The 22054-nt window shown below is 62.5% G+C and carries 21 protein-coding genes; 13 read left to right on the top strand and 8 right to left on the bottom strand.

All coding sequences use genetic code 11. The annotated features are described in order from the left end of the window. The first annotated feature begins 55 nt into the window (after nt 1-55). From JVX91_RS22355 to JVX91_RS22330, 6 genes are all read left to right on the top strand, one after another. A complete protein-coding gene (locus JVX91_RS22355; RefSeq protein WP_205336303.1) occupies nt 56-1177 on the top strand; it encodes a M14-type cytosolic carboxypeptidase in 1122 nt (373 codons plus the stop codon). A gap of 233 nt (nt 1178-1410) precedes the next feature. Continuing rightward, a complete protein-coding gene (locus JVX91_RS22350) occupies nt 1411-1566 on the top strand; it encodes a hypothetical protein (RefSeq protein WP_205336302.1) in 156 nt (51 codons plus the stop codon). 339 nt (nt 1567-1905) lie between these two features. Beyond that, nucleotides 1906-2295, top strand: coding sequence for a hypothetical protein (locus JVX91_RS22345; protein WP_205336301.1), 390 nt, complete (start codon nt 1906-1908; stop codon nt 2293-2295). Between the two features lie 147 nt (nt 2296-2442). Further along, nucleotides 2443-2895 (top strand): PaaI family thioesterase, encoded by a 453-nt coding sequence (locus JVX91_RS22340; RefSeq protein ID WP_205336300.1) that lies wholly within the window; start codon nt 2443-2445, stop codon nt 2893-2895. Between the two features lie 301 nt (nt 2896-3196). Beyond that, nucleotides 3197-4105: a polyphosphate kinase 2 gene (ppk2, locus tag JVX91_RS22335; RefSeq protein WP_205340080.1), complete on the top strand. Its 909-nt coding sequence runs from the start codon at nt 3197-3199 to the stop codon at nt 4103-4105. A gap of 185 nt (nt 4106-4290) precedes the next feature. Continuing rightward, nucleotides 4291-5013 carry a hypothetical protein gene (locus JVX91_RS22330; protein WP_205336299.1) on the top strand — a complete coding sequence of 241 codons (723 nt, stop codon included), beginning with the start codon at nt 4291-4293 and terminating at the stop codon, nt 5011-5013. Nucleotides 5014-5376: 363 nt separating this feature from the next. On the opposite strand, the gene JVX91_RS22325 is transcribed toward JVX91_RS22330, so the two are convergent. Next, nucleotides 5377-6288 carry a hypothetical protein gene (locus JVX91_RS22325; RefSeq protein ID WP_205336298.1) on the bottom strand — a complete coding sequence of 304 codons (912 nt, stop codon included), beginning with the start codon at nt 6286-6288 and terminating at the stop codon, nt 5377-5379. Between the two features lie 267 nt (nt 6289-6555). Between JVX91_RS22325 and JVX91_RS22320 the strand changes: the two genes are divergently transcribed. After that, nucleotides 6556-7113, top strand: a complete 558-nt coding sequence (locus JVX91_RS22320) for a hypothetical protein (protein WP_205336297.1) — start codon at nt 6556-6558, stop codon at nt 7111-7113. A 218-nt stretch (nt 7114-7331) separates the two neighbouring features. Here JVX91_RS22320 and JVX91_RS22315 read toward each other — a convergent pair whose 3' ends face one another. The 7 genes from JVX91_RS22315 to pobA all read right to left on the bottom strand — a co-directional run bounded on the left by JVX91_RS22315 (nt 7332) and on the right by pobA (nt 16515). Beyond that, nucleotides 7332-7727: a hypothetical protein gene (locus JVX91_RS22315; RefSeq protein WP_205336296.1), complete on the bottom strand. Its 396-nt coding sequence runs from the start codon at nt 7725-7727 to the stop codon at nt 7332-7334. Between the two features lie 400 nt (nt 7728-8127). Then, nucleotides 8128-8964, bottom strand: a complete 837-nt coding sequence (locus tag JVX91_RS22310; protein WP_275892375.1) for a HEPN domain-containing protein — start codon at nt 8962-8964, stop codon at nt 8128-8130. Nucleotides 8965-8969: 5 nt separating this feature from the next. After that, nucleotides 8970-10154, bottom strand: coding sequence for a DUF262 domain-containing protein (locus tag JVX91_RS22305; protein ID WP_205336294.1), 1185 nt, complete (start codon nt 10152-10154; stop codon nt 8970-8972). Between the two features lie 67 nt (nt 10155-10221). Next, complete coding sequence (locus tag JVX91_RS22300) at nt 10222-11376, bottom strand: catalase family protein (RefSeq protein ID WP_205336293.1); 1155 nt, start codon at nt 11374-11376, stop codon at nt 10222-10224. Nucleotides 11377-11707: 331 nt separating this feature from the next. Beyond that, entirely contained in the window at nt 11708-13630 is a 1923-nt protein-coding gene (locus JVX91_RS22295) for a di-heme-cytochrome C peroxidase (protein WP_205336292.1), read from the bottom strand. Between the two features lie 298 nt (nt 13631-13928). Next, complete coding sequence (locus tag JVX91_RS29205; RefSeq protein ID WP_240201645.1) at nt 13929-14165, bottom strand: hypothetical protein; 237 nt, start codon at nt 14163-14165, stop codon at nt 13929-13931. A 1165-nt stretch (nt 14166-15330) separates the two neighbouring features. Then, on the bottom strand, nt 15331-16515 hold the full coding sequence (pobA, locus tag JVX91_RS22285) for a 4-hydroxybenzoate 3-monooxygenase (RefSeq protein WP_205336291.1): 1185 nt from the start codon (nt 16513-16515) through the stop codon (nt 15331-15333). Nucleotides 16516-16620: 105 nt separating this feature from the next. On the opposite strand from pobA, the gene JVX91_RS22280 reads away from it, so the two are divergent. The 6 genes from JVX91_RS22280 (at nt 16621) to JVX91_RS22255 (ending at nt 22016) form a co-directional block, all read left to right on the top strand. Beyond that, nucleotides 16621-17502 (top strand): helix-turn-helix domain-containing protein, encoded by an 882-nt coding sequence (locus JVX91_RS22280; protein WP_205336290.1) that lies wholly within the window; start codon nt 16621-16623, stop codon nt 17500-17502. Nucleotides 17503-17508: 6 nt separating this feature from the next. Next, nucleotides 17509-18438: a pca operon transcription factor PcaQ gene (gene pcaQ / locus JVX91_RS22275; protein WP_205336289.1), complete on the top strand. Its 930-nt coding sequence runs from the start codon at nt 17509-17511 to the stop codon at nt 18436-18438. A 117-nt stretch (nt 18439-18555) separates the two neighbouring features. Then, nucleotides 18556-19275 carry a protocatechuate 3,4-dioxygenase subunit beta gene (pcaH, locus tag JVX91_RS22270; protein ID WP_205336288.1) on the top strand — a complete coding sequence of 240 codons (720 nt, stop codon included), beginning with the start codon at nt 18556-18558 and terminating at the stop codon, nt 19273-19275. A 12-nt stretch (nt 19276-19287) separates the two neighbouring features. Then, entirely contained in the window at nt 19288-19893 is a 606-nt protein-coding gene (gene pcaG, locus JVX91_RS22265; protein WP_205336287.1) for a protocatechuate 3,4-dioxygenase subunit alpha, read from the top strand. Continuing rightward, nucleotides 19883-20953 carry a cell division protein ZapE gene (gene zapE, locus JVX91_RS22260; protein ID WP_240201644.1) on the top strand — a complete coding sequence of 357 codons (1071 nt, stop codon included), beginning with the start codon at nt 19883-19885 and terminating at the stop codon, nt 20951-20953. Before pcaG ends, zapE begins: the two co-directional genes overlap by 11 nt. Nucleotides 20954-21173: 220 nt before the next feature. Then, a complete protein-coding gene (locus JVX91_RS22255; protein WP_054907667.1) occupies nt 21174-22016 on the top strand; it encodes an IclR family transcriptional regulator in 843 nt (280 codons plus the stop codon). Nucleotides 22017-22054: the final 38 nt, after the last annotated feature.

The following is a 22054-nucleotide window of genomic DNA, read 5'->3' as shown; positions in this document are numbered from 1 at the left end:
GAGGGCGAAAATGCAGGGCTTTGGCGCCTCAGGTTCGTGCGCCTACGGAGAATTCATGAAGATCGACTGCGATTTCGACAGCGGCAACATCCAGGTCATCGACCACAGCGACCCGCGCCACGTGCGCCTGGCGCTGCGCCCGGACACCAAAAGCCCGCACTTCCAATGGTTCCACTTCAAGGCCGAAGGCCTGCAGCCCGGCCAGCAATACCAGTTCAGCCTGACCAATACCCCCGGCTCCAGCTATACCGGCGGCTGGCCGGGCTACAACGCCGTGGCGTCCTATGACCAGCGCGACTGGTTCCGCGTACCCAGCACTTTTGACTCCAACGGCCTGCACTTCAGCCTCGATGCCGAGCAGCCCCAGGCCTGGTTTGCCTACTTCGAGCCCTACAGCCGCGAGCGCCACGCCGAGCTGGTGAAGCGCGCCCAGGCCAATGGTGCCGAGCTGCTCGCCACCGGCCACAGCCTCGAAGGCCGCGAACTGCCCCTGTTGCGCATCGGCAAGGGCGCGGCGGGCGCGGGCAAGATCTGGTTGATCGCCCAGCAACACCCCGGCGAGCACATGGCCGAATGGTTCATGGAAGGTCTGATCGAGCGCCTGCAGTCCGGCGACGCCGACATCCAGCGCCTGCTGGAGCGCGCCGACTTCTACCTGGTTCCCAACATGAATCCGGACGGCGCCTTCCACGGCCACCTGCGCACCAACGCCGCCGGCAAGGACCTCAACCGCGCCTGGGCCGCGCCCAGCACCGAGGAAAGCCCGGAAGTCCTGTTCGTTCAGGAGCAGATGGCCAAATACGGCGTGGACTTGTTCCTCGACGTGCACGGTGACGAGGAAATCCCCTTCGTGTTCGCCGCCGGCTGCGAAGGCAACCCGGAGTTCACGCCGCGCCTGGACCGTCTGGAGAGCCTGTTCCGCGAGCGCCTGGAAGCCAACGGCGAGTTCCAGAGTGTGCACGGTTACCCGAAGGACGCCCCGGGCCAGGCCAACCTGACCCTGGCTTGCAACCATGTCGGCCGCACTTATGACTGTCTGTCCCTGACCCTGGAAATGCCGTTCAAGGACCACAACCTGTCGCCCAACGCGCGCACCGGGTGGAGCGGGGCGCGCTCGAAGGCGTTGGCAGGCGCGGTGTTGGTCACGGTCGCCAGCCTGCTCGACGACCTGCGCTGAACACAACGCTTGTGTAGGAGCGGGCTTTGTCCGCGATTCTGGCCAGTCCTCTTGGCGGCTGGATCGCGGACAAGGTCCGCTCCTACAAGAGCCGTCTAGAGGTTGTGGGAGTGGGGCTTCCTGCCTGAGTCAATCGTGCCTGACCGTTCGGTCAATCCGTCCCGCCCGGATGTTGAATCTTCCTGTTCGCGTGCTAATCCAAAGCATGAGGCATACGAATTCAGGAGGCAGGTATGACTCGACATCGGAAGCTGTTGACTCCGCAGGAAATCGAAGACCTGCAGGAACGCACGGATGCCCTGGAAGAACTGGACTTCAGAGAGCGCCGTGAAGTGCGCAAGAACCGCTCGGGCGAACACAGGCCACGTAGCTATTTCGCGATGGCCTGAGCAACGGAGCCGCAAGGCTCACCCCGCTGGCGCATGCGATGGCATGCAAGGCAGGGCAAGGTCGATTCGGCGCTACGCGGGAGCGACCTTGCCCACCCCAAATCCTTCAGACCGTTCATTTCGTCGGACAGTATCCGGCGCTCCAGGGAGCGTCAGACCAGGCTGGCATCCCGTTCCGCGCTGAAAACTCCATTCCAGAGCGGCCCGCTTCTGTAACTTCCTGCTTACCCAGTAGCCGTCGTCTTACAAAAAACCACCTGAAAACTTGAACTGCCTCACATAAACTCGGCTCTCTCGTTAGCGCATTTCGCTCTATCCCGCAGCAGTCAGAAGTCGCCCATGGAAAACCACAACACCCCCCTGGGGCCGGTCCCGGCTCATCTGGTCCGCGAAGCCGTGGCCAAGAAAACCGGCCTGGGTTGGGTAGTCGAGTTCAATATCGCCACCTGGCTCAACCTGAGCGTCGGTGGCGATACCGCCATCGTCCTGAAGGTCAACTACCTCGATGGCGACAAGCCACGGGAAGTACAGGTCGACAAGGCCACCATCTTCGCTGCTCACCGCATCCTGCTGTGCGGCATCGCGCGCCTGGGCGTGAACCAGAAACTGGAATCCATGAGCATCTCGCTGGAAACCCGCACGCCGCTCCAGTCGCTGCTGGTCGAGGAACTCTTCGTCCAGGCCGTCGAGCGCCAGACCGTGAAGAACGGCACCCGCAAGGTCCGCTGACTACCCGCCGCGAGGGGCGTCCGCCAGCACGGGCGGCGCTGCAATCTTCCGGCATTCCCAACGCGCATGATGCGCCTTCGGGCTTGCGGTCCGCCGGCCGGAGCGGGGAACATCGCCCGGCCCCACTCGTCGCGCCAGGAAGTCCCCATGCCTCTCGATATCGACCAGCTCAAGCTCTATACCGCCCACCGCGGAATCGCCATTCCCATGCTCGACTTCCTGCAGTTCCGCCATGCGCCGGCAGCGGATGGCGTGGGCCCCGGTTGCCTCGTCCTGCGGGTCGAACCGCAGCATCTCAACGGTTGGGCCAATGCCCACGGCGGGCTGATCATGACCCTGCTCGACGTCGCCATGGCGCTCAGCGCCAGTGATGCGGACGAAGCCGGCCGCGGCGTGGTGACGGTGGAGATGAAAACCAACTTCCTGCGCCCTGGCGGTGAAGTGGGCGAGGTGCTGGAGGCCCACGGCAGCGTGCGCCACCATACGCGCTCCATCGCCTTCTGCGAGGCCGAGCTGCGCAACGGCGCCGGCGTGGTCGTCGCGTCGTCCTCCGGCACCTTCAAGTACGTCAACAAGCCGCGTCCGCTCGCCGACGCCTGATCCATCCTCCCGCGCGGTGCCGCGTGGCCCGCGCGCCTGTCACCGCGATGCCTGCTGCCGTTGCGCCTTATGCCCGTCGCCGGAATGGCCGTACCTGCGGACCGTTCAGCGGAGGGGTAGTGGTCGTTAAGACCTTCTTAATCTTGTGGATGTCAGATCGAGAAAGGCTCTAGTACGGGCCTCGAACGAAAATTCTTCAGCTGGCTGTAATGAATCCGTCATAAAGCGTAACTACATTTTTCTGTCATGAAAGTGTCACCCGCCACGGTGACGGAGCCAGTGACGGCACAAGGCAACCATGATGCTGCTCGATGACAAGAACTTCCCTCGACGCGTTCAGTGCGATCTGCTGGATGACCGCGACGAAGAGCTCGAACTCGAATTGTTCGACCTGTACCAGGGGCTGCGCGAAGGCAGCCTGCAAACCCACGAGGAGCGCCTGGCTCGCCAGCGCTACTTCCATACCCTGTTCAGCCTCCAGGCCGAGTTGGTCAAGCTGCAGAACTGGGTGGTGAAGACCGGCCACAAGGTCGTCATCCTCTTCGAAGGCCGCGACGCCGCCGGCAAGGGCGGGGTGATCAAGCGCATCACCCAGCGCCTCAACCCGCGCGTCTGTCGTGTTGCCGCGCTACCCGCGCCGAACGACCGCGAGCGCACCCAGTGGTACTTCCAGCGCTACGTCTCGCACCTGCCGGCGGCGGGGGAAATCGTCCTGTTCGACCGCAGCTGGTACAACCGCGCCGGCGTTGAGCGGGTGATGGGTTTCTGCACCGACGCCCAGTACGAGGAATTCTTCCGCAGCGTGCCCGAATTCGAGCGCATGCTCGTGCGCTCGGGTATCCAGGTCATCAAATACTGGTTCTCCATCTCCGACGAGGAGCAGCACTACCGTTTCCTCAGCCGCATCAACGACCCGCTCAAGCAATGGAAGCTCAGCTCCATGGACCTGGAGTCGCGCCGCCGCTGGGAGTCCTACACCAAAGCCAAGGAAATCATGCTCGAGCGCACCCACATCGCCGAAGCACCGTGGTGGATCGTGCAGGCCGACGACAAGAAGAAGGCCCGGCTCAATTGCATCCACCACCTGCTCGGGCAGATTCCCTACCAGGATGTGCAGCAGCCCGCCGTCAGCCTGCCCGAGCGGCAGCGCCATGAAGGCTATCGCCGCCATCCGATTTCCTCGGAGCTGCAGGTGCCGAACGTTTACTGAGATCCGTTCCCGCTCCAGAGCGAGAGGGCGGGGTGAGGAGATAGCCCCGCGCCGGGGAATGCCAGGTTCGCGAGCAAGCTCGCTCCGACAAGAGCGCGCTCCCGCTAGCGACAATGTCGACGTGCCACTATTCTTCCGCCCGCAGGGAAGCCATCAGGCTCCGGACCATTCCAGCGGGTGATCGAATGAATCGAATCGCATGGGCGAGCCTGCTCGCCGCAGCAGTCAGCGCGCCGTGCCTCGCCGGCCAGTTCGCCACCACCGACAAGGGTTGCCAGGTGCAGGACTGGAACGCCCAGCGCTCCAACCCCAGCTACATCTGGTCCGGCCAGTGCGTGGGCGGCTTTGCCGATGGCAAGGGTGTCCTCCTGTCGCTGGTGGACGGACAGGTGTTCTCCACGACCGAAGGCACCATGCACAAGGGCAGCTTCAGCGGCCCGGCGGTCATCCAGTGGGCCAAGGGCGACCGCTACGAAGGCGAGCTGAAGAACGGCACGCTCACCGGCCAGGGCAAATACCGCTACCCCGATGGCTCCACCGCCAGCGGCGTGTTCAGCAACAGCGCCCTGGTGCAGCCTGACTCGCCCGCCGAGGCGACGGGCAACAATGCCGCCGGCCAGCGCCGGGGTGAATCGGCGCTCTCCGCCGACATCGCCGCCGTCGACCTCAGCGGCGGCTGCGATGCCGCCCAGCGCAAAGGGCAGGCCTACATGGAGCGCGTCGGCCAGGAAGCCAAATCCCTCGACCTCGGCATCTGCGAATCCGCCCGGCAGATGCACAAGATCGGCGAAATCACCGTGCGCGTCGCCGAGCAATGCCAGAGCACCCCCAACTGGGAGCAACTGCGCGCCGAGGGCGAACGCATCATCCGCGAGAGTCAGGAAACCATGGACGGCTCCTGCGGCTGACTCCCACATATCGACCCTGTCTTTCTCGGAAATCAATTTGCCGACTCTCTCCCCAAGGAGAGGGAGCTGCCCATGTTCGCTGCGAGGATTCCCCTTCAACCGCAGAACGAACCTTCGGCCTTGGCAGACACAAGCGGACGTTATCCGCGAAAGGCATGCAAAGCGCGCCACGCATCGATACCCGCAGGAGAGCGTCCCAGCCCCGCACCAGTGCTACCCTTTGCACCACGAAAAAGCCGCCCCAAAGGGCGGCTTCTTGTCGTGACTGTCGGCACTCAGTGCCAGAACAGCGCGAGCAGGATGATGATCGGGATCGGAACGCCGAGGAAATACAGAAGAATCGAGCGCATGGTGTGCCTCCGGTCAGTGGGCAGGACGGGACAGAGTGGAGTGCTGGGTGCGCGGGCTGGTCATCAGCACCACCGCATCGCGACGACGGCCCCCGTGGATGGCCAGGAAGCTGGCGAAGAACGCCCCACAGAGCAGGGCGATGAACATCCACAGCGCCGAAGCCGCGGCCACCTTGCGGGCCGTATCGGCCGCTTGCTGGGCTTTCAGCTTGGCCTGCTGCGCGGCGGCGAATACCTGGTCGATGCGCTGCTCGGCTTCCGCCTGGCCAATCTCGGTACGCTGGGCCACGACCTGGGCGAGGTAGGTACGGTCGTCCGCACCCAACTGGCCGTCGGCCAGGCCGCGCAGGAAGATGCGCGTGGCGATGGCGTGGGCGGCGTCGTCACTGACGGCCACCGGACGGTTGTCGCGGAACAGCATGTCGATGAAGTACGCCGAGTTCGCGTCCGTGCCGCGCTCGCTGCTCGCACCTGCGGCCGCCACGGTAGTCGCCGCCGCGGCACCGGCCTGCAAACCGCCACCGACGATGCTGCTCACCGAGCCGACGACCAGAGTGGCCGTTACCAGCGTGGCAATGGCCCAGGCCAGGAAGCCATGGGCGGTATCGCGGAAATACACCTCGTCGTCATGCAGCGTCGCCCAGCGCACGCGCAGGCGCCCGGCGATATAGCCACCCAGGCCCGACGCGAGAATCTGCGTCAGCATCAGCCAGATGATGGTGGAAATGCTCATCTGCTTTAACGTCGCGCCATCACCCGGCCAGGGAGACACCGCGGAAAAGCCCAGGCCGAAGCCCAGGAGAATCAGGATCAGGGACAGCGCCGCCGCTCCGGCGGCCCCGGCGAACACCGCCGCCCAGGACACTCCGGAGTGATCGGACGTATCCACGGCAGTGGTGGCGTAGGCATCGGTCGCTGTAATCATTATTGGCTGCTCCGTGAAAGAGAGGTGGAAGCCTCAATGACATCTGCTGCAGCAGCCGTGCCAGTTGTTACAAAATAATAAAATGTGGTTTTTCAAAGGCTTGAAAAATTTCGTGGGAATATCGTCATGCACATTGCAGGATCGGCCCCGTAGCGACCGGCAGATTGCAACCTCACCGACCGTCACACAGTCGTGCTCAGGGGAGTCCGCCGACGTGCCGTATAGTTTCCAGCACTTACTTCACGAGTCCGACCGGGCAGGGCGACCATGACGTTTGAACCTTCGACCCTGCTCTGGGGCGCACCGCTGTTGATGCTGGTCGGCGCGTACCTGCTGGCCCGCTGCATCGGCAAATTGCGCCGGGTAATCTTCCCCGACGTTCGCCAGCGCTGGGCCGACGCCACCCGGCCGGAAACGGTCGCGTTGCCCAGGGCGGGACGCTACGTCATCAACATCGTCTTCCCGCCTTTCACTGTCGTCGCCGGCACCGCCCACTTCGCCGCCGAATTCGCCATCACCGCCCGCGCCTCCGGCCACGCCGTGCCGTACCAGCGCTACAGCCGCTTCAACCTCTTCACCGTGCGCCGCAGCGACATGGGCGGCAACGCCAGCAATCCCCTGGGCGAATTCGCCTGCAACGAACCCGGCGAATACCAGATCACCTGCCTGACCCCGGAACACATTCGTCCCGGCTTCCAGCTGGAAGTCTCGCCCTATGTCTCGCCCGCGGCCTTTGTGCCGCTGATCCTGGGCACCATTCTCTCGGCCGCGATGACCATTGGTGGACTGGTCTTTACCGTCCTGAAACTGACCGGCCGGCTCTGAATTCTCCTCATATCGGAGTAACGCCGTGGCTGCCCCGTAGGATGGCGTGAAGCGAAGCGATACCCATCGATCACGGGCGACAACAGCGGACGGCCCCACCCACTTCACCGTAGGGCGTACAACCGTTTGCGGTTGTACGCCGCTGCGCCGCACTCTCCATTGCCAGGTTCGGCGCGACCTTGGGCCCCAACGGCGTATAACGTCGAACGTTATACGCCCTACGTCCGCAACCGCTTCGCCCAACCGCGCCAGCCGCTACGCCCGGCAACCGGCGAATGACGACCCAGCACGCGCGGCAGATCGCCAAAGCGCATCCAGAGATCGTCCTGCCAATCCAGCACCCGCAGGCATTGCCGTTCGAACTGCAACTGCACATGGCGCGGGCCCTTGGCGTTGAACTGGCTGCGCACCTGTGGCACCACCGTGCCGCTGATCCAGCGCCGCAGCGAGCCGTAGTCCGGCACGTTGAAAAGGATCATCGCCTGGTACGCGCCGGATTCGCTCAGCAGCACATAATCGAGTTTGAGCCCGTCTTCAGTTAGCAGTCGCTCCTGGGCGATCTGGTCGTCGGCCATGCGCATCGCCATGCGTTCCTCGTACTGGTAACCCGTCACGCGGCAGAAATCGGAGAGATGAATCAGACCTGATCGTCGATCAGCAGTGCGCGCAGGGTGCGGCGATTGCGGAGGAAGGGGAGTGGGGTGGGTAAGGGTAGAACGTCCATGGAGAGAGCCCTTTACTGGTCAGTAGGACCGCCCCCTCCGCCGCTAAACAGAATGGAGGCGGAACCGCATCGGGTTAGCAGACCGGGACCAGAGGACCGGCAGACCCGAAGGTCTCCCAATGCGGCTCACCGTAAAGGCAAATTTCGGGCGAATTCCATCGCCGGGAATCGCTAGGCGTTTCCGCACTCTGATCGTTCAGGCTGCTAAACCCGGCCCGTCGATTTCGCGGAGCGGGAGCAGAGTAAACTTAAGTATTAATAATGGCAAAGATGCAATTGCACTACAGTAGTTAAGTGTTTTGGCATAGAGTTACTGCGAATGCAGAAGATATCCCTGAAAGAGCGCCGCCTAAGATTCCTAAGAATTTAATATAATCTCTCACCTCATCTGTGGATGGCCATGTAAATGAAGTGGAGGGGTGGGCAATGGAGTTTCTAAGATCCATTAGTGCTGAGAGCTTTTTCTTTGAAAGGGATTCTGCGTTAGATGCGTCGGTGGTGGCGAAGTATGTTTGTATGTTTGATTGCTGGCTAATCCTTTTCCAGATTTCCTTTGCTCCGATTCTCTCGTAGAGCTCGGAAAGAGTGTCTGGCCTCATGTTTGAGTCAGTAATAGATAGGCATTGATAATTGATTTTGTCGGCGCATGCTTTTGCTGAAAGATTTGCGGCTAGATTTTCTGTAAATCCTGCTACCGCTCCTTCTCCGTGCTGATATTTTCGAGGAGAGTGTATTACTAGAGCGGTAAAGGTTATTAAGCTTTCCTGCATTTTCTTCGGGAGGGATTTGAAGCTTGAGGCATTTTGTGCAAGCTTTTGGCAAAGATCCTCAAATGAAGTTCTTGTATACTCCTCAAATCGCCCTGCTATATAGAGTGCCATGGTGCCGCAAGCGATGGGTAGTCCAGCATTAGATGCTCTTGCGCTATGTTGAAATGCGTCCGACTCTAATAGGAAACTTCTAAGATGTGAGCTATCAGTCGATCGGCCGGATTTTTTTTCTGCTGCCGTGCGATAGCGGTCCGCCAAAGATGGGGTGGCCGAAAGTTTTTTGATCTGGTCAATTAGGTCGAGTTGATGCGAAATCACGGATAGATCACTCTGGAATTCAGATAGAATGACGTCCATTTTGCTTAGGCCGATAGGATTTTTTGTGCGAGGATTATTCGCGATTTAATTGACTCGACGGTGTTTCCTCGGCCAACTAGTATGTCATATTCTTCTTTTTTGTTTAGGGCGGTTAATAGCTTGTTTTTTACATTTATGGGTGTGTCGAAAGTTATATTTGAATTAGTGTGAAGTATGGTGCTGGCTGCAACCATTAAAGCATCATACAACGGCCGGCTAGGGCGTTTTGTGCCAGGAAGGGTAATGAAATCCTTCCCTAGTAAATGAACGAGCGAGTCAATGCTGGAGTTGAATGTGTTTTCGAACTCTGCGGATTCCTTCATTGATATTCTATTGTGCTTTCGCATTGTTCGATCAAGTATATGTCGGAGTGATCCTCTCATCTGGCCCGCGAATGTTTCTCTTATTGCAAAGAATCGGAGTACTAATTCGCAATCCATCATGGTTTGGTATATGAGGTTTTTTAAAAGCTCGGTGCTGGGCTCTTTGTCTTCGTTTTCTGTCTTTTTAGGTATGCCCCATACGTCTGAAAAATTATCTTGGCGAGATAATTTTTTGATCATGTCGTTAAAGGGACCAGGAAATGCTGCGTTTCTGAGTTCTTGGGGGTTTAGTTTTACACCTCCGGTGTTTAGTCGGCGGAATAAAACCATCCGGATGTCGAAATCACCATTTCCCTTTGCAGTTTCTGCAAGGAGGACGACTGCGCCAATTGTTCTTCTAAGTAGGCCGCGTCTGATAGCTTCGGGTAGGTCTCTGAATCGTTTTGAGTTTATTTCCGGCCAGTATTCTAGGCCTGTTAGTGAAAAGCCGTTGTCTAGAAAATCTATTATTGTTTCAAGCCGTTGGCGGCCATCCATTACCTCGTACTGATTATATTCGGCTTCGAACAAGAATAATGGTGGAATAGGTACGTTGAGTAAAATTGACTCAATGAGTAGTGATTTTTTCTTTCTATCCCAGCGGGCGCGTCTTTGATACTCTGGATCCATATTTATATAGCTGGACTCGCGCAGAGAGGATTGCAGGTGATGCAGAGTGAAGTCCATGGTGGAACGAACCACTCTGAGTTGTGTCTCTGCGTATTTTTTCTCTAAATCATCCGGATTAGATGATGTTGGCGTATCGCTAGATTCGTCCTCGGCTTCATACCATTCTTCGATCTGATCGGCATCAATTGATATTGGCATTTTAAATATCCAATGTTATTTTAGTTTTAAAAATTTGGTGGTGTTTTAATTAAAGTAAATTTGACGGCTATTGATTAATTATCCCGTTGCGCTGATGCCGATAAACACTCACCGCCTCATAAACCGCCTTCCTCAACCGGTTGATCCCGCCAATTGGTTGGTGCTCCGGCAGGGCATGCCACGGGTTGTAGGAGATGTTGTCGCAGGCGAGGTTCTGCTCGCGGCTGTCGAAGTCCTGGGGCGGGATGCTGACGGTGGCGACGGTCTGGAAGGGGGCGTCGGATTCGCTCCATTCGACGCTGGTGTCTTCGATGGGCATATATTTGCTCGGGTCCTGTTTCTGCACTTGCAGGGCGAAGCAGGCGGGGACGCGGTCGACCGAGAGTTGCTGGTACATGGCGGTGCGCAGGAAGTTGGGGAGCTTTTCGTTGAGCTTGGGTAGTTGATAAGCCGGGCAGCCTTCGGCCTGCGGGATGACGCGGAACTTGATGTTGTTTGCCTCGCCCAGTTTGTACGGCGCGATGCCGTTGTAGCCGGTTTCGAAGGGGCTGTCGGGCGCGGGGGCTAGGGTCTGCAGGGCGATGACCAGGTGGCGGATTTCCCAGGTGCTGGGCTTCCAGCTGGGGAAGAAGGCGGCGACCTTCTGGCCGCTGGCCTGGGCGGCGAAGTTCTGCCGGTATTCGGCGACGTCGCGAACGAAGAACACCGAGTGGTTGAACATGACGAAGTCCTGCTCGGTGTCGTGGCCTTTGCCGGGCATCAGTTTGGCGCCGGGGACGTCGAGCAGTTTGATGGCCATGCCGCGGGCGTCGCGGGCGCTGTCGAACTGCGGGTAGGCGTTGCCGTTGGAGAATCGGACCATGGCGTCCCACTTGTGGCCCGGCTCGGCGAACACGCCCTGGCGCAGGCCCGGGGCGATGTCGCTCGCGACCGTGACTTCGGCCTTCACGCAGCCGTGGGCCTTGGCGTGGGCGTCACGCAGTACGCGGGTGTTGTCGCGGTGCTGTTCGACGATGCGCACCGCATCTTCGATGATGGCCTGGGTGAGCTGGGCTTCGCCCGGCGGGATTTCTTCCTGGGCGGAGACGGGGCCGGAGAATTTCCAGGCGTAGTAGAGGCTGCCGATGCCCCAGCCGAGCAGGCCGATGGCGGCGATGGCGAGTAGCAGACGGCCAAGCCATTTGCCGAGGAAGAGCCAGATTCGGGTGAGCAGGGATCGCATGGCACGGGGTCCTTTCGTGTTTTCTTTTTATGGAGGGGATTCCGTTCCCTGGCCCGTGCGGGCTTGTTGTGGAGCGTTTCCCTCTCCCTAGCCCTCTCCCTGAAGGGAGAGGGGATGGGTGGTGCTTGGGAGCGGGCGGTGGGCCCTCACCCCAGCCCTCTCCCAGAGGGAGAGGGGGCGGATCGGTGTTACACGATGCTGCGGAGCTTGGGGTTGGCTGTAGGAGCGAGCTTGCTCGCGAACAGGCCCCCAGCAGCGCCGGCGTTGGGCGGGTTCGCGAGTAAGGACTAGGCGTCTCCTCGGTCCTACGAAGAGCAGTCCGAGGCTCGGCTTATTCGCACTTCGGTCCGGGCGTCCACGGTGGAGTGGGGACGTTCGGGTCGAGCTTGTTTTCGTACTCGGCGTTGCCCAGCACCTTCAGGTATTCCACCAGCGCCCAGCGTTCTTCCGGCGACAGGGCGCGGCCGATGACGCCGTCCTGGCGGCAGCCGTCGCGGAATTCGTGGCCGCGGTTGCTGTTGCCGGTGACGCTGGTCTTGTAGAGGAAGCCGCCGGGGAAGCGCTCGGTGCGGTAGCCGGCGAACTTGGGGTCGTACTCGAAGCTGCCGACCCAGAACTGCGCGTCGCGCTCGGCCACCGGCGAGAGCATCTGGAACAGGTTGGGCACCGAGCCGTTGTGCAGGAAGGGCGGGGTGGCCCAGATGCCGTCCAGCGGGCGGGCTTTGTAGGCGCGCAGTTCGCGCACGCCGATGGGCAGGCCGTAGCCGTTCATTTCCTGTTGCTGTTCCGGGCCGATGTGCGCGTCGCGGTAGGCGCGCTGCTCGACGAAGGCGGTGACGTAGGCCAGGCCTTTGGCGGCGGAGATCTTCGACAGGTCCATCGGGACGTCGCTCTGCGGGTAGAGGTGGACGTTCATGCCCTGCAGCTCGTCGGTCTTGAGCTTCAGCGCGCGGATGTCGAAGGTGTGATCGGCGATGTTGTCGGCGGTGGTCGGATCGGTGCCGATTTCGCTGGTGGGGACCATCTTCATGCGCCACTCGGGCACGCGCGCCGGGGCGATGTAGTCCTTGGCGCCGGGTTCCTTCACGTGCGGGCCGTGGCAGTACACGCAGTTGGCCTGGAACAGGGCGCGGCCCTGGGAGGCTTTCTTCAGGTCGATCTCGCCGAAGACTTCCTTGGGCCAGGCCGGCGGTTTGAGCTGCTTGAGAGTTTCTTCCAGGGTGTAGAGGTCGCGCAGGCGCACGCTGGAGGCGTAGCGCTCATCGCCCATCACCGGCTTGCCGTCGCTCTCGAACATGCGCAGGGTGGCGCCGACGCCGAGGGCTTCGCCGATGTTGCGCGCCATGGGCTGCATGGCCGAGCCGTTCCACTGCACCCAGTCGAATTTCCAGATGTCCCACACCTGCGGGTAGTTCACCGGGGCGTTGGCGACGCGGTAGTTGGAGGCGTCGATGCCATCGCCGAACACGCTGTTGGCGATGCGCCCGAAGGCGTCGGCGCGGCCGGGGCCTTCGAGGGTCGGGTAGAGGCCGCGGTGGGTGTCGTTCCAGGCGGTGGAGAGCAGGGTGCCGAGAACGTTGCGCACATCGCGCTTGAGCGCGGCCTTGCCCTTGGGATAGCGGTCGCCGAGCACGCCCTGGGCGAAGCGATCGAACTTCCACGGGACGTAGTAGGTGGACGCGAGGCTGGCGCCCAGCGCTTGGCCGAAGGCGCCGCCGCGCAGAGTGGGCACGGTGGAGGCGATGGAGTGCATGGCCGCGCCGCCGTCGATGCGCACGGCGGTGCCTTTGTAGCGCAGCTCGCCGGTGTGGCAGGCGGAGCAGGTGATGTCGAGGTACCAGGCGCCGGTCTCGCCGTCCTGGTGGCGGGCGAAGCCCACGGGCAGGTTGCCGGGGTTCTTTGTGGTAGTGAGCGCAGTAGCGGCCAGGGTGTCGTCGGGGGCGCGGCCGATCTGCTCGGGCTCGATGAGGAAGCCGAAGCGCGCGAGGTTTTCCGGGCTGGCGAACTTGTCCTTGGAGAAGGGTTGCTCGAGGTGGGTGAACCAGTCGTAGCGCAGGCCTTTCACCTGGGTGCCCTGGGGCGTGTAGTAGTAGGTTTCGCGGTCCTGTTTCGACCACTGCTCCTCGAGGTGGATCATCTTCTGCGGCGGGGTGTACTCCGGAAGATTGGGATGCGCGGTGTACCAGGCGATGACAGCTCCGACGAGCAGGAGCAACAGCAAGATCGCGAGTAGGACGCGGCCGATAATGCGCATCGAAACTTCCTTGTTATGTGTGCGAAATAGATTCGGACGTTTATGCCAACTGCGCAGCGGATTGGCAAGGTGATGCCGCACTGAATTCAGGGTTTTTATGGCGGGTCACGGGGCAGGGCTGTCACAGGTGGCTGTGCTGGGGGGGGCGATCCATGAGGCTCGGGGCCGGGAATGTCAGGCGCGGCGGGCAGTATGGTGAGCGGCGTGATTTACCGGTGGAGTGGGCGGCTGGCGTGGCGACGAGCCCCTACGATCTGACGAATCTGGTGTAGGACGCAGCGGTAGGCATCGATTGTGGTCAAGGAACGGGATGCAACTGGAGCAGCAGGCTCAGGCAGATGACCACGCCAATGAGAATGCCCACCAGGCCAGCGATGATCAGCGGCCAGCGCAGGCTGCGGCTGTCGTTTTCATCGTCGGGAATCCGCGCGTGGATGCGGGGCCAGAGGTCGTCCGGTGGAGGTAATTCCGGCCAGGGTTCGTCGCTGGACGGCGGGGAGGACTGGCCGGCGAGCTGGTTGAGCAGGGTGATCATCCAGTCCAGGGCGGCGATACGCGTGGGGTGGTAGCGGTCGGCGTCGGTCCAGACGTGGAGGAAGGTGTCGACCAGCAGGGCGTCGGCGTCCGGCTGATTGGTCTTCAGCTTCAGTGCCAGCGGGTACAGGCGCGGGGCGGTGCAGCGATAGAGCGTGGCGAAGGCGCGCGCATCGCCGTCGCCGCTTTCGGCGAGCAGGTGGCTGAGGAAGTCTTCTTCGCCCGGTTCGATGACGGCCTCCGGCGGTGTCGCGGCGAGCGGGGTGGCTGGAGATCAAGAATAGATGCGTGAAGCACCTCCGGCTCACGCCACTTTCGTAGTAACCGCGTGGCTCATGTAGGACCGGATCTTATCCGCGATCCGGCCGGCAGGCCGGTGCTTTTGGCTGCACGGCGGAGAGTCCCGGCTGCGCCGGGAATTCGCGGAGAAGCTCCGCTCCTACGGGATCAAAAACCTCACCTGCCGCCACGGCTCATGTAGGAGCGGATCTCATCCGCGATCTGGCCGGCAGGCCGGTGCTTTTGGCTGCACGTCGGAGAGTCCCGGCTGTGCCGGGAATTCGCGGAGAAGCTCCGCTCCTACGGGATCAAAAACCTTACCTGCCGCCCACGGCTCTTGTAGGAGCGGATCTCATCCGCGATCCGGCCGGCAGGCCGGTGCTTTGGGCTGCACGGCGGAGAGTCCCGGCTGCGCCGGGATTTCGCGGAGAAGCTCCGCTCCTACGGGATCAAAAACCTCACCTGCCGCCACGGCTCTTGTAGGAGCGGATCTTATCCGCGATCCGGCCGACAGGCCGGTGCTTTTGGCTGCACGGCGGAGAGTCCCGGCTGCGCCGGGATTTCGCGGAGAAGCTCCGCTCCTACGGGATCAAAAGCCCCACCTGCCGCCACGGCTCTTGTAGGAGCGGATCTCATCCGCGATCCGGCCGGTAGGCCGGTGCTTTTGGCTGTACGGCGGAGAGTCCCGGCTGCGCCAGGATTTCGCGGAGAAGCTCCGCTCCTACGGGATCAAAAGCCTCACCTGCCGCCACGGCTCTTGTAGGAGCGGATCTTATCCGCGATCCGGCCGCCAGGCCGGTGCTTTGGGTTGCACCGCGGAGAGTCCCGGCTGCGCCAGGATTTCGCGGAGAAGCTCCGCTCCTACACGGTGGGGGGAGAGCCTGGTGTCAGGCCACTTCCTCGAACGGCAAGCCGACATAGTTCTCGGCAATGGTCGTGCGGCCGGCCTTGGAGCCGAGGAAGTAGTCCAGTTCGGTCTCCAGCATGCGCCGGGTGAAGGCGTCGTTGTCAGGGAATCGATGCAGCATCGAGGTCATCCACCAGGAGAAGCGCTCGGCCTTCCAGATGCGCCGCAGGGCGATGGGCGAGTACTGCTCCAGCAGATCGCGGCGACCTTCGCCGTAGACCTTCACAAGGAGGCGGTACAGTGTGTTCACGTCGCTGGCCGCCAGGTTCAGGCCCTTGGCGCCGGTGGGCGGGACGATGTGACCGGCGTCGCCAACCAGGAACAGCCGTCCGTACTGCAGCGGCTCGACCACGAAGCTGCGCAGCGGGGCGATGCTCTTTTCCAGCGACGGGCCGGTGACCAACTGGCGCGCAACTTCCTCGGGAATACGGCGTTTCAGCTCCTCCCAGAAACGCCCGTCAGACCAGTCCTCCACCTTTTCCTCCAGCCCCACCTGCAGGTAGTAGCGGCTGCGGGTGGCACTGCGCTGGCTGCACAGGCTGAAGCCGCGCTCGCTGCTGGCGTAGATCAGTTCGTGGTTGACCGGTGGAGTATCGCTGAGCAGGCCAAGCCAGCCGAACGGGTAGACACGCTCGAAGATGCTCAGGCGCTCGGCGGGAATGCTGCGCCGGGCCACGCCGTGGAAGCCGTCGCAGCCGGCGATGTAGTCGCAGTCCAGGCGCACACGCTCGCCCTGGTGAGTGAAGGTGACGTAGGGCTTTTCGCGGGTGACGTCGTGCAGCTCCACGTCAGCCGCTTCGTACACGCTCATCGCGCCGCAGGCGGCACGGGCCTGCATCAGGTCGCGGGTGACTTCGGTCTGGCCGTAAACCATCACCTGCTTGCCGCCGGTGAGGGCCTTGAGGTCGATGCGCTCGCGGCGGCCGTTGAGCACCATCTCGAAACCGTCGTGGAGCAACCCTTCGGCGTCCATCCGCGCGCCGGCGCCGGCTTCGCGCAGCAGTTCGGCGGTGCCTTGTTCCAGCACGCCGGCGCGGATGCGGTCGAGCACGTAATCGGGGGGCTGGCGTTCGAGAATCACGGTGTCGATGCCAGCCTTGTGCAGCAGCTGGCCAAGCAGGAGGCCGGCAGGGCCGGCGCCGATAATGGCGATTTGGGTCTTCATGGGGTGGCTCCTTGGAGAGCGCTGTTGTTTTTGTCTCCTGCATTTTTTGTGGATGGGATCGGCCTTTGAAGGTAATTTCCAACAGTCTTCTTGGACTTTTCATGGATGCGGGCGGTGATCGAACAACGTGCTGACAATCCGGTCCCGGTGTTCCGCCTGTATGGCGAAACGGCCGCGTGGCCGACGCCGGACCTGATCCACTGCGAGTCCATCGCCTCGCGTAGCCGCCTGCACGATTGGGAAATCCGTCCGCATCGCCATGGCGATCTGGTGCAGCTGTTGTATGTGCAGTCCGGTGAGGCGGAGCTGGAGGTGGAGGGGCGAGTGACGCCGATCCGCGAGGCGTCGCTGCAAGTTACGCCGGCGCTCGCGGTGCACGGCTTCCGCTTCGCCGAGGATGTGCAGGGCTGGGTGCTGAGCATGGGGCTGCCGTTGGCCGAGCAATTGGGGCATCTGCTGCAAAGCCCGGTGTTGGAGCAGCCGGCGTGCTTTGCCGTGGGCGAGGGCAAGCGCCATCTGGATACGCTGTTCGAGTCCATCGACCGCGAGTACGCCGGGCAGGCACCGGGTCGTGACCTGATGCTGCAATCGCTGCTCAACATGCTGCTGGTCTGGCTCAACCGCCGGGCGCTGGAGCAGTCCCGCGCCCAGGCGAGCCAGCAGGATCGAGGCGTCGAGCATGTGCATGCCTTCTCCCGTCTGCTGGAGCAGGACTTCCGTTTACATCGCCCCATCGAGCATTACGCGGCGGCGCTGGGCATCAGCGCCGCGCACCTCAATGCACTGTGCCGGCGCCTGGCCGGGCAGTCGGCGCTGCAGATGATCCACCAGCGCCTGCTGCTGGAGGCCAAGCGCAACCTGGTGTACACAGCCATGACCATCCAGCAGGTGTCGGACAGCCTGGGCTTCTCCGAACCGGCCTACTTCTCCCGATTCTTCAAGCGCTACGCCGGGGTTTCGCCCCGCGCGTTCCGCGAGCCGCGTTGAGCCGCCATGAATATCGATTCGCGTATCAAGTTCCGCCACCTCGTGTGCTTCCTCGAAGTGGCCCGGCAGGGCAGCCTGGCCCGCGCGGCGGACGCCCTGGCGGTGAGCCAGCCGGCCATCTCGAAGACGCTCAAGGAGCTGGAGGATCTGCTCGAAGCCAGCCTGTTCGAACGCGGCAAGAGTGGCGCCAGTCTGACCGAGGCGGGCGTGGCCTTCCTGCGTTACGCCGGTCCCTGCGTGCAGGCATTGCGCGATGGTGTGAACAGCCTGCGCGGCGGCGAATACGCCTCCAGCACCGTGCGCCTGGGCGTGCTCTCCACCGTCGAAAGCCTGCTGATGCCGGAGACGGTGCGGCGCCTGCACGAACGTCACCCGGCGCTGGTGGTCAGCGTGATGACAGGGCCGAGCGCGCACCTGCTCTCGCAACTGCGTGTCGGTGAGCTGGACCTGGTGGTTGGCCGCATGACCGAAAGCCCGCAGATCCAGGACCTCACTTTCGAACACCTGTACAGCGAATCCATGACGCTGGTGGCCCGCGCTGGCCATCCGCTGCTGGGTCGCCCATTGCCGCCCTCGGCGCTGGACGACTGGCCGCTGGTGCTGCCGTTGGCCGGCACCACCATCCGTAAATCCGCCGACAGCCTGCTGGTGCAGAGCGGCCTCGGCCAGCCGCGTCGTCGGCTGGAAACCCTGTCCACGGTGCTCAGCCGCCGTTATGTATTGACCAGCGACGCGCTGTGGATCGCCCCGCTGGATTCGGTGCGCCTGGACCTGCGCTCCGGCGAGATGGTCGAACTGCCGCTGGACGTGCAGGAACCGGGCGGTTCGGTAGGTGTTTGCAGCAACTCGACGTTGCCGCTTTCGCTGGGTGCGCACTGGTGCCTGGAGGTATTGCGCGAGGTGGGTGAGGCGTACCGCGACGGCACTTATCCATAACCGTTTGGTTATGGATTGCAGGCATCTTTTCAGTTTTCCATGTCGGATGGGCGGGCGACACTCCGTCGCACTGCCTGATGCACCAGGCTCCTATAAATCCAACAACAGGAGACCGACATGTCCGACGCGGAGAACAGCCGCTTCGTCATTCGTGACCGAAACTGGCACCCCAAGGCCCTCACGCCCGACTACAAAACCTCCATCGCCCGCTCCCCGCGCCAGGCGCTGGTGAGCATTCCGCAATCGGTCTCCGAAACTAGCGGCCCGGACTTCTCGTACCTGAAGATGGGCGAGCACGACAACGACCTGCTGCTCAACTTCAACAACGGCGGCTTGCCCATCGGCGAGCGCATCATCGTTTCCGGCCGGGTCATGGATCAGTACGGCAAGCCCGTGCCGCACACCCTGGTGGAGATGTGGCAGGCCAACGCCGGCGGCCGCTATCGCCACAAGAATGACCGCTACCTCGCGCCGCTGGACCCGAACTTTGGCGGCGTCGGCCGCGCGCTGACCGACAGCGAAGGGCGTTACGTCTTCCGCACCATCAAGCCCGGCCCGTACCCCTGGCGCAACGGCCCGAATGATTGGCGCCCGGCGCACATCCACTTCTCCATCAGCGGCCCGTCGATCTCCACGCGGCTGATCACCCAGCTGTACTTCGAGGGCGACCCGCTGATCCCGATGTGCCCCATCGTCAAATCCATCGCCAACCCGGACGCGGTGGAGTCGCTGATCGCGAAGCTCGACATGAGCAACGCCAACCCCATGGACTGCCTGGCCTACCGCTTCGACATCGTGCTGCGCGGCCAGCGCAAGACCCATTTCGAGAACAAGTGAGGAGGACCGACCATGCCTATCGAACTGCTGCCGGAAACCCCCTCCCAGACCGCCGGCCCCTACGTGCACATCGGCCTGGCGCTGGCCGCCGCCGGTAATCTGGCCCGTGACCAGGAAATCTGGAGCGAGATGGCCAAGCCCGGTGCGCCCGGCGAACACATCCTGCTGATCGGCCACGTGTACGACGGCAACGGCCACCTGATCCGCGATTCCTTTCTGGAGCTGTGGCAGGCGAATCACGAAGGTATGTATGACACTGCCTTCAATCTGGAAAAGCCCTTCAACGGCTTCGGGCGGACGGCAACGACCTTCGACGCCGGAGAGTGGAGGGTGCAGACCATCAAGCCTGGCGTGGTGAAAAACGCCGCCGGCGTGCCGATGGCGCCGCACATCAACGTTTCGCTGTTTGCCCGTGGCATCAACCTCCATTTGCAGACGCGCCTGTACTTCGACGACGAGGCGCAAGCGAACGCGGTGGACCCGGTCCTGAACCTGATCGAGCAGCCCGAACGTCGGCAAACCCTCATTGCAAAGCGTTGCGAGGTGGACGGGAGGCTCGCTTACCGGTTTGATATCCGCGTCCAGGGAAATGCGGAAACGGTGTTCTTTGACTTTTGACAATGAGACATCCATCGAACCGGTTGCTGACCGCGTTCGGCGGCACTTCGCGGCCGCGCTCGATGAGCGCGGCTATCGGGCGGACGAGGCCCAGGTGACGGCGGTGGACCACCTCGCCACCTGGCTCGATGACTTCCTCGCTGGCCGCCATGGCTTCCTGCGCAAACCGGTGGCTGGCGTCTACCTGTGGGGTGGCGTGGGGCGGGGCAAGAGCTTCGTCATGGACCAGTTCTTCGCCGCCGCGCCGACCCAGGCCAAACGCCGCGTGCACTTCCATGCCTTCCTGCAGGAGTTGCAGGTGCGCATGCTGGCGATCACCGGGCAGTCCGATCCGCTGGTGCGCGTCGCTCGCGCCATCGCCGAGGAAACCCGGCTGCTGTGCTTCGACGAATTCCATGTGCATGACATCGGTGACGCCATGCTCCTGGGGCGGATGCTGAAGGTGCTGGTGGACGAAGGCGTAGGCCTGGTCTGTACGTCCAACTATGAGCCGGAAAACCTTTGTCCGAACCCGCTGTACCGCGAGCGCTTCCGTCCAGCCATCGAGTTGATCGAAAAGCGCTTCGACGTGATTTCGGTGGATGCCGGGCAGGATTACCGTGAGCACAGCACGTCGCTGGAAGAGTGGGGTAGTTTCCTCTGGCCCGCCCGCGCCGACGACCTGGAGCTGATCGGCTCGCGCCTGGGGCTGGCCGCAGACGCGAAGTTTGACGAGGTATTGAGCGTCAATCACCACCCGCTGAAGGTGCATGCCCACGACGATCACTGCGCGTGGATGGACTTCAGCGAGATGTTCGAGCGCCCACGCTCGGCCAGCGACTACCTGTGGCTGATCGAGCACTACCCGCGCATGGCGGTCAGCGGCCTTGGCCCGTTGGCGGACTATCCACCGGATGTGAGCATGCGCTTCCTCAACTTCATCGACATCGCTTACGACCGCCAGCTGAAGCTGCAACTGTTCGCCACGGTGTCGCTGGAGGATCTGGCCGCCGGCGGCGCCGCGCTGGACTTCTCGCGCACGCTGAGCCGGTTGCGGCAGTTGAGGCTGGAGCCGTTGTAGGGGGCCTTGCCTGTGGTCTCGGCGTGGTGGGTTTTTTCGCGGACAAGGTCCGCTCCTACAGGGGAACGTGGCTCTCGTAGGAGCGGACCTTGTCCGCGAATATCGCCCCCCGCGCTTTCCGACAAGAAAGAAGCTCCGTTCGATAATCGGTCAGTTGTGTTGCGATAATCGCCCGTGCGTGTCGATAATCGCCCGGCATTCGCCTGCCAGGACAACAACAATGACCGACGCCCCCCGTGCCAGCCTGCCACCTCTCGCGCCGCCGATCATCGCTTCGCCCGCCAAGCGCATCGAGGCCTTCACCGGCGACCCGAATTTCATGACCTCGCTGGCTCGCGGCCTGGCGGTGATCCATGCGTTCCAGGAGCGCAAACGGCACCTGACCATCGCGCAGATCAGCCACCGCACCGAGATCCCGCGCGCCGCCGTGCGCCGCTGCCTGCACACGCTGATGAAGCTGGGCTATGTCACCTCCGATGGCCGCACCTATTCACTGCTGCCCAAGGTGCTGACCCTCGGCCACGCCTACTTGTCCTCGACGCCGCTGGCGGTCACCGCGCAGCCGATCCTCGACCGTTTGAGCGAGCAACTGCACGAGGCCTGTTCGATGGCGACGCTGGAGGGCGACGAGATTCTCTATATTGCCCGCTCGGCCACGCCGCAGCGCCTGATCTCGGTGGACCTGAGCGTCGGCAGCCGCCTGCCGGCCTACTGCACCTCCATGGGCCGCATCCTGCTCGCCGGGCTGAATGACGAAGCCCTGGAGGACTACCTGGCCCACGCCGACCTGCAGGTGAAGACCAGCCGTACCGTACACACCCCGGAGATGCTCCGCGCGAGCATCGCCGAGATCCGCCAGCAGGGATGGGTGATCATCGACCAGGAACTGGAAGTCGGCCTGCGCTCCATCGCCGTGCCGCTGAAGGATTCCGCTGGCCAGGTACTTGCCGCGCTGAACGTCGGCACCCACGCCGGGCGTGTGTCACGCCAGGAGCTGGAAACGCGCTTCCTGCCGGTGCTGCTGGAGGCCAGCCGCGAGCTGGGCACGCGGCTGTTCCATTGATTGCCTTGCGCGGCCCGTCTTGCGGTAATCCCGTTCGT

This window comes from Pseudomonas sp. PDNC002 (assembly GCF_016919445.1).
Classification (GTDB): domain Bacteria; phylum Pseudomonadota; class Gammaproteobacteria; order Pseudomonadales; family Pseudomonadaceae; genus Pseudomonas.
The sequence above is the reverse complement of the archived record's forward strand: the minus strand, read 5'-3'. Positions and strand labels throughout refer to the sequence as shown.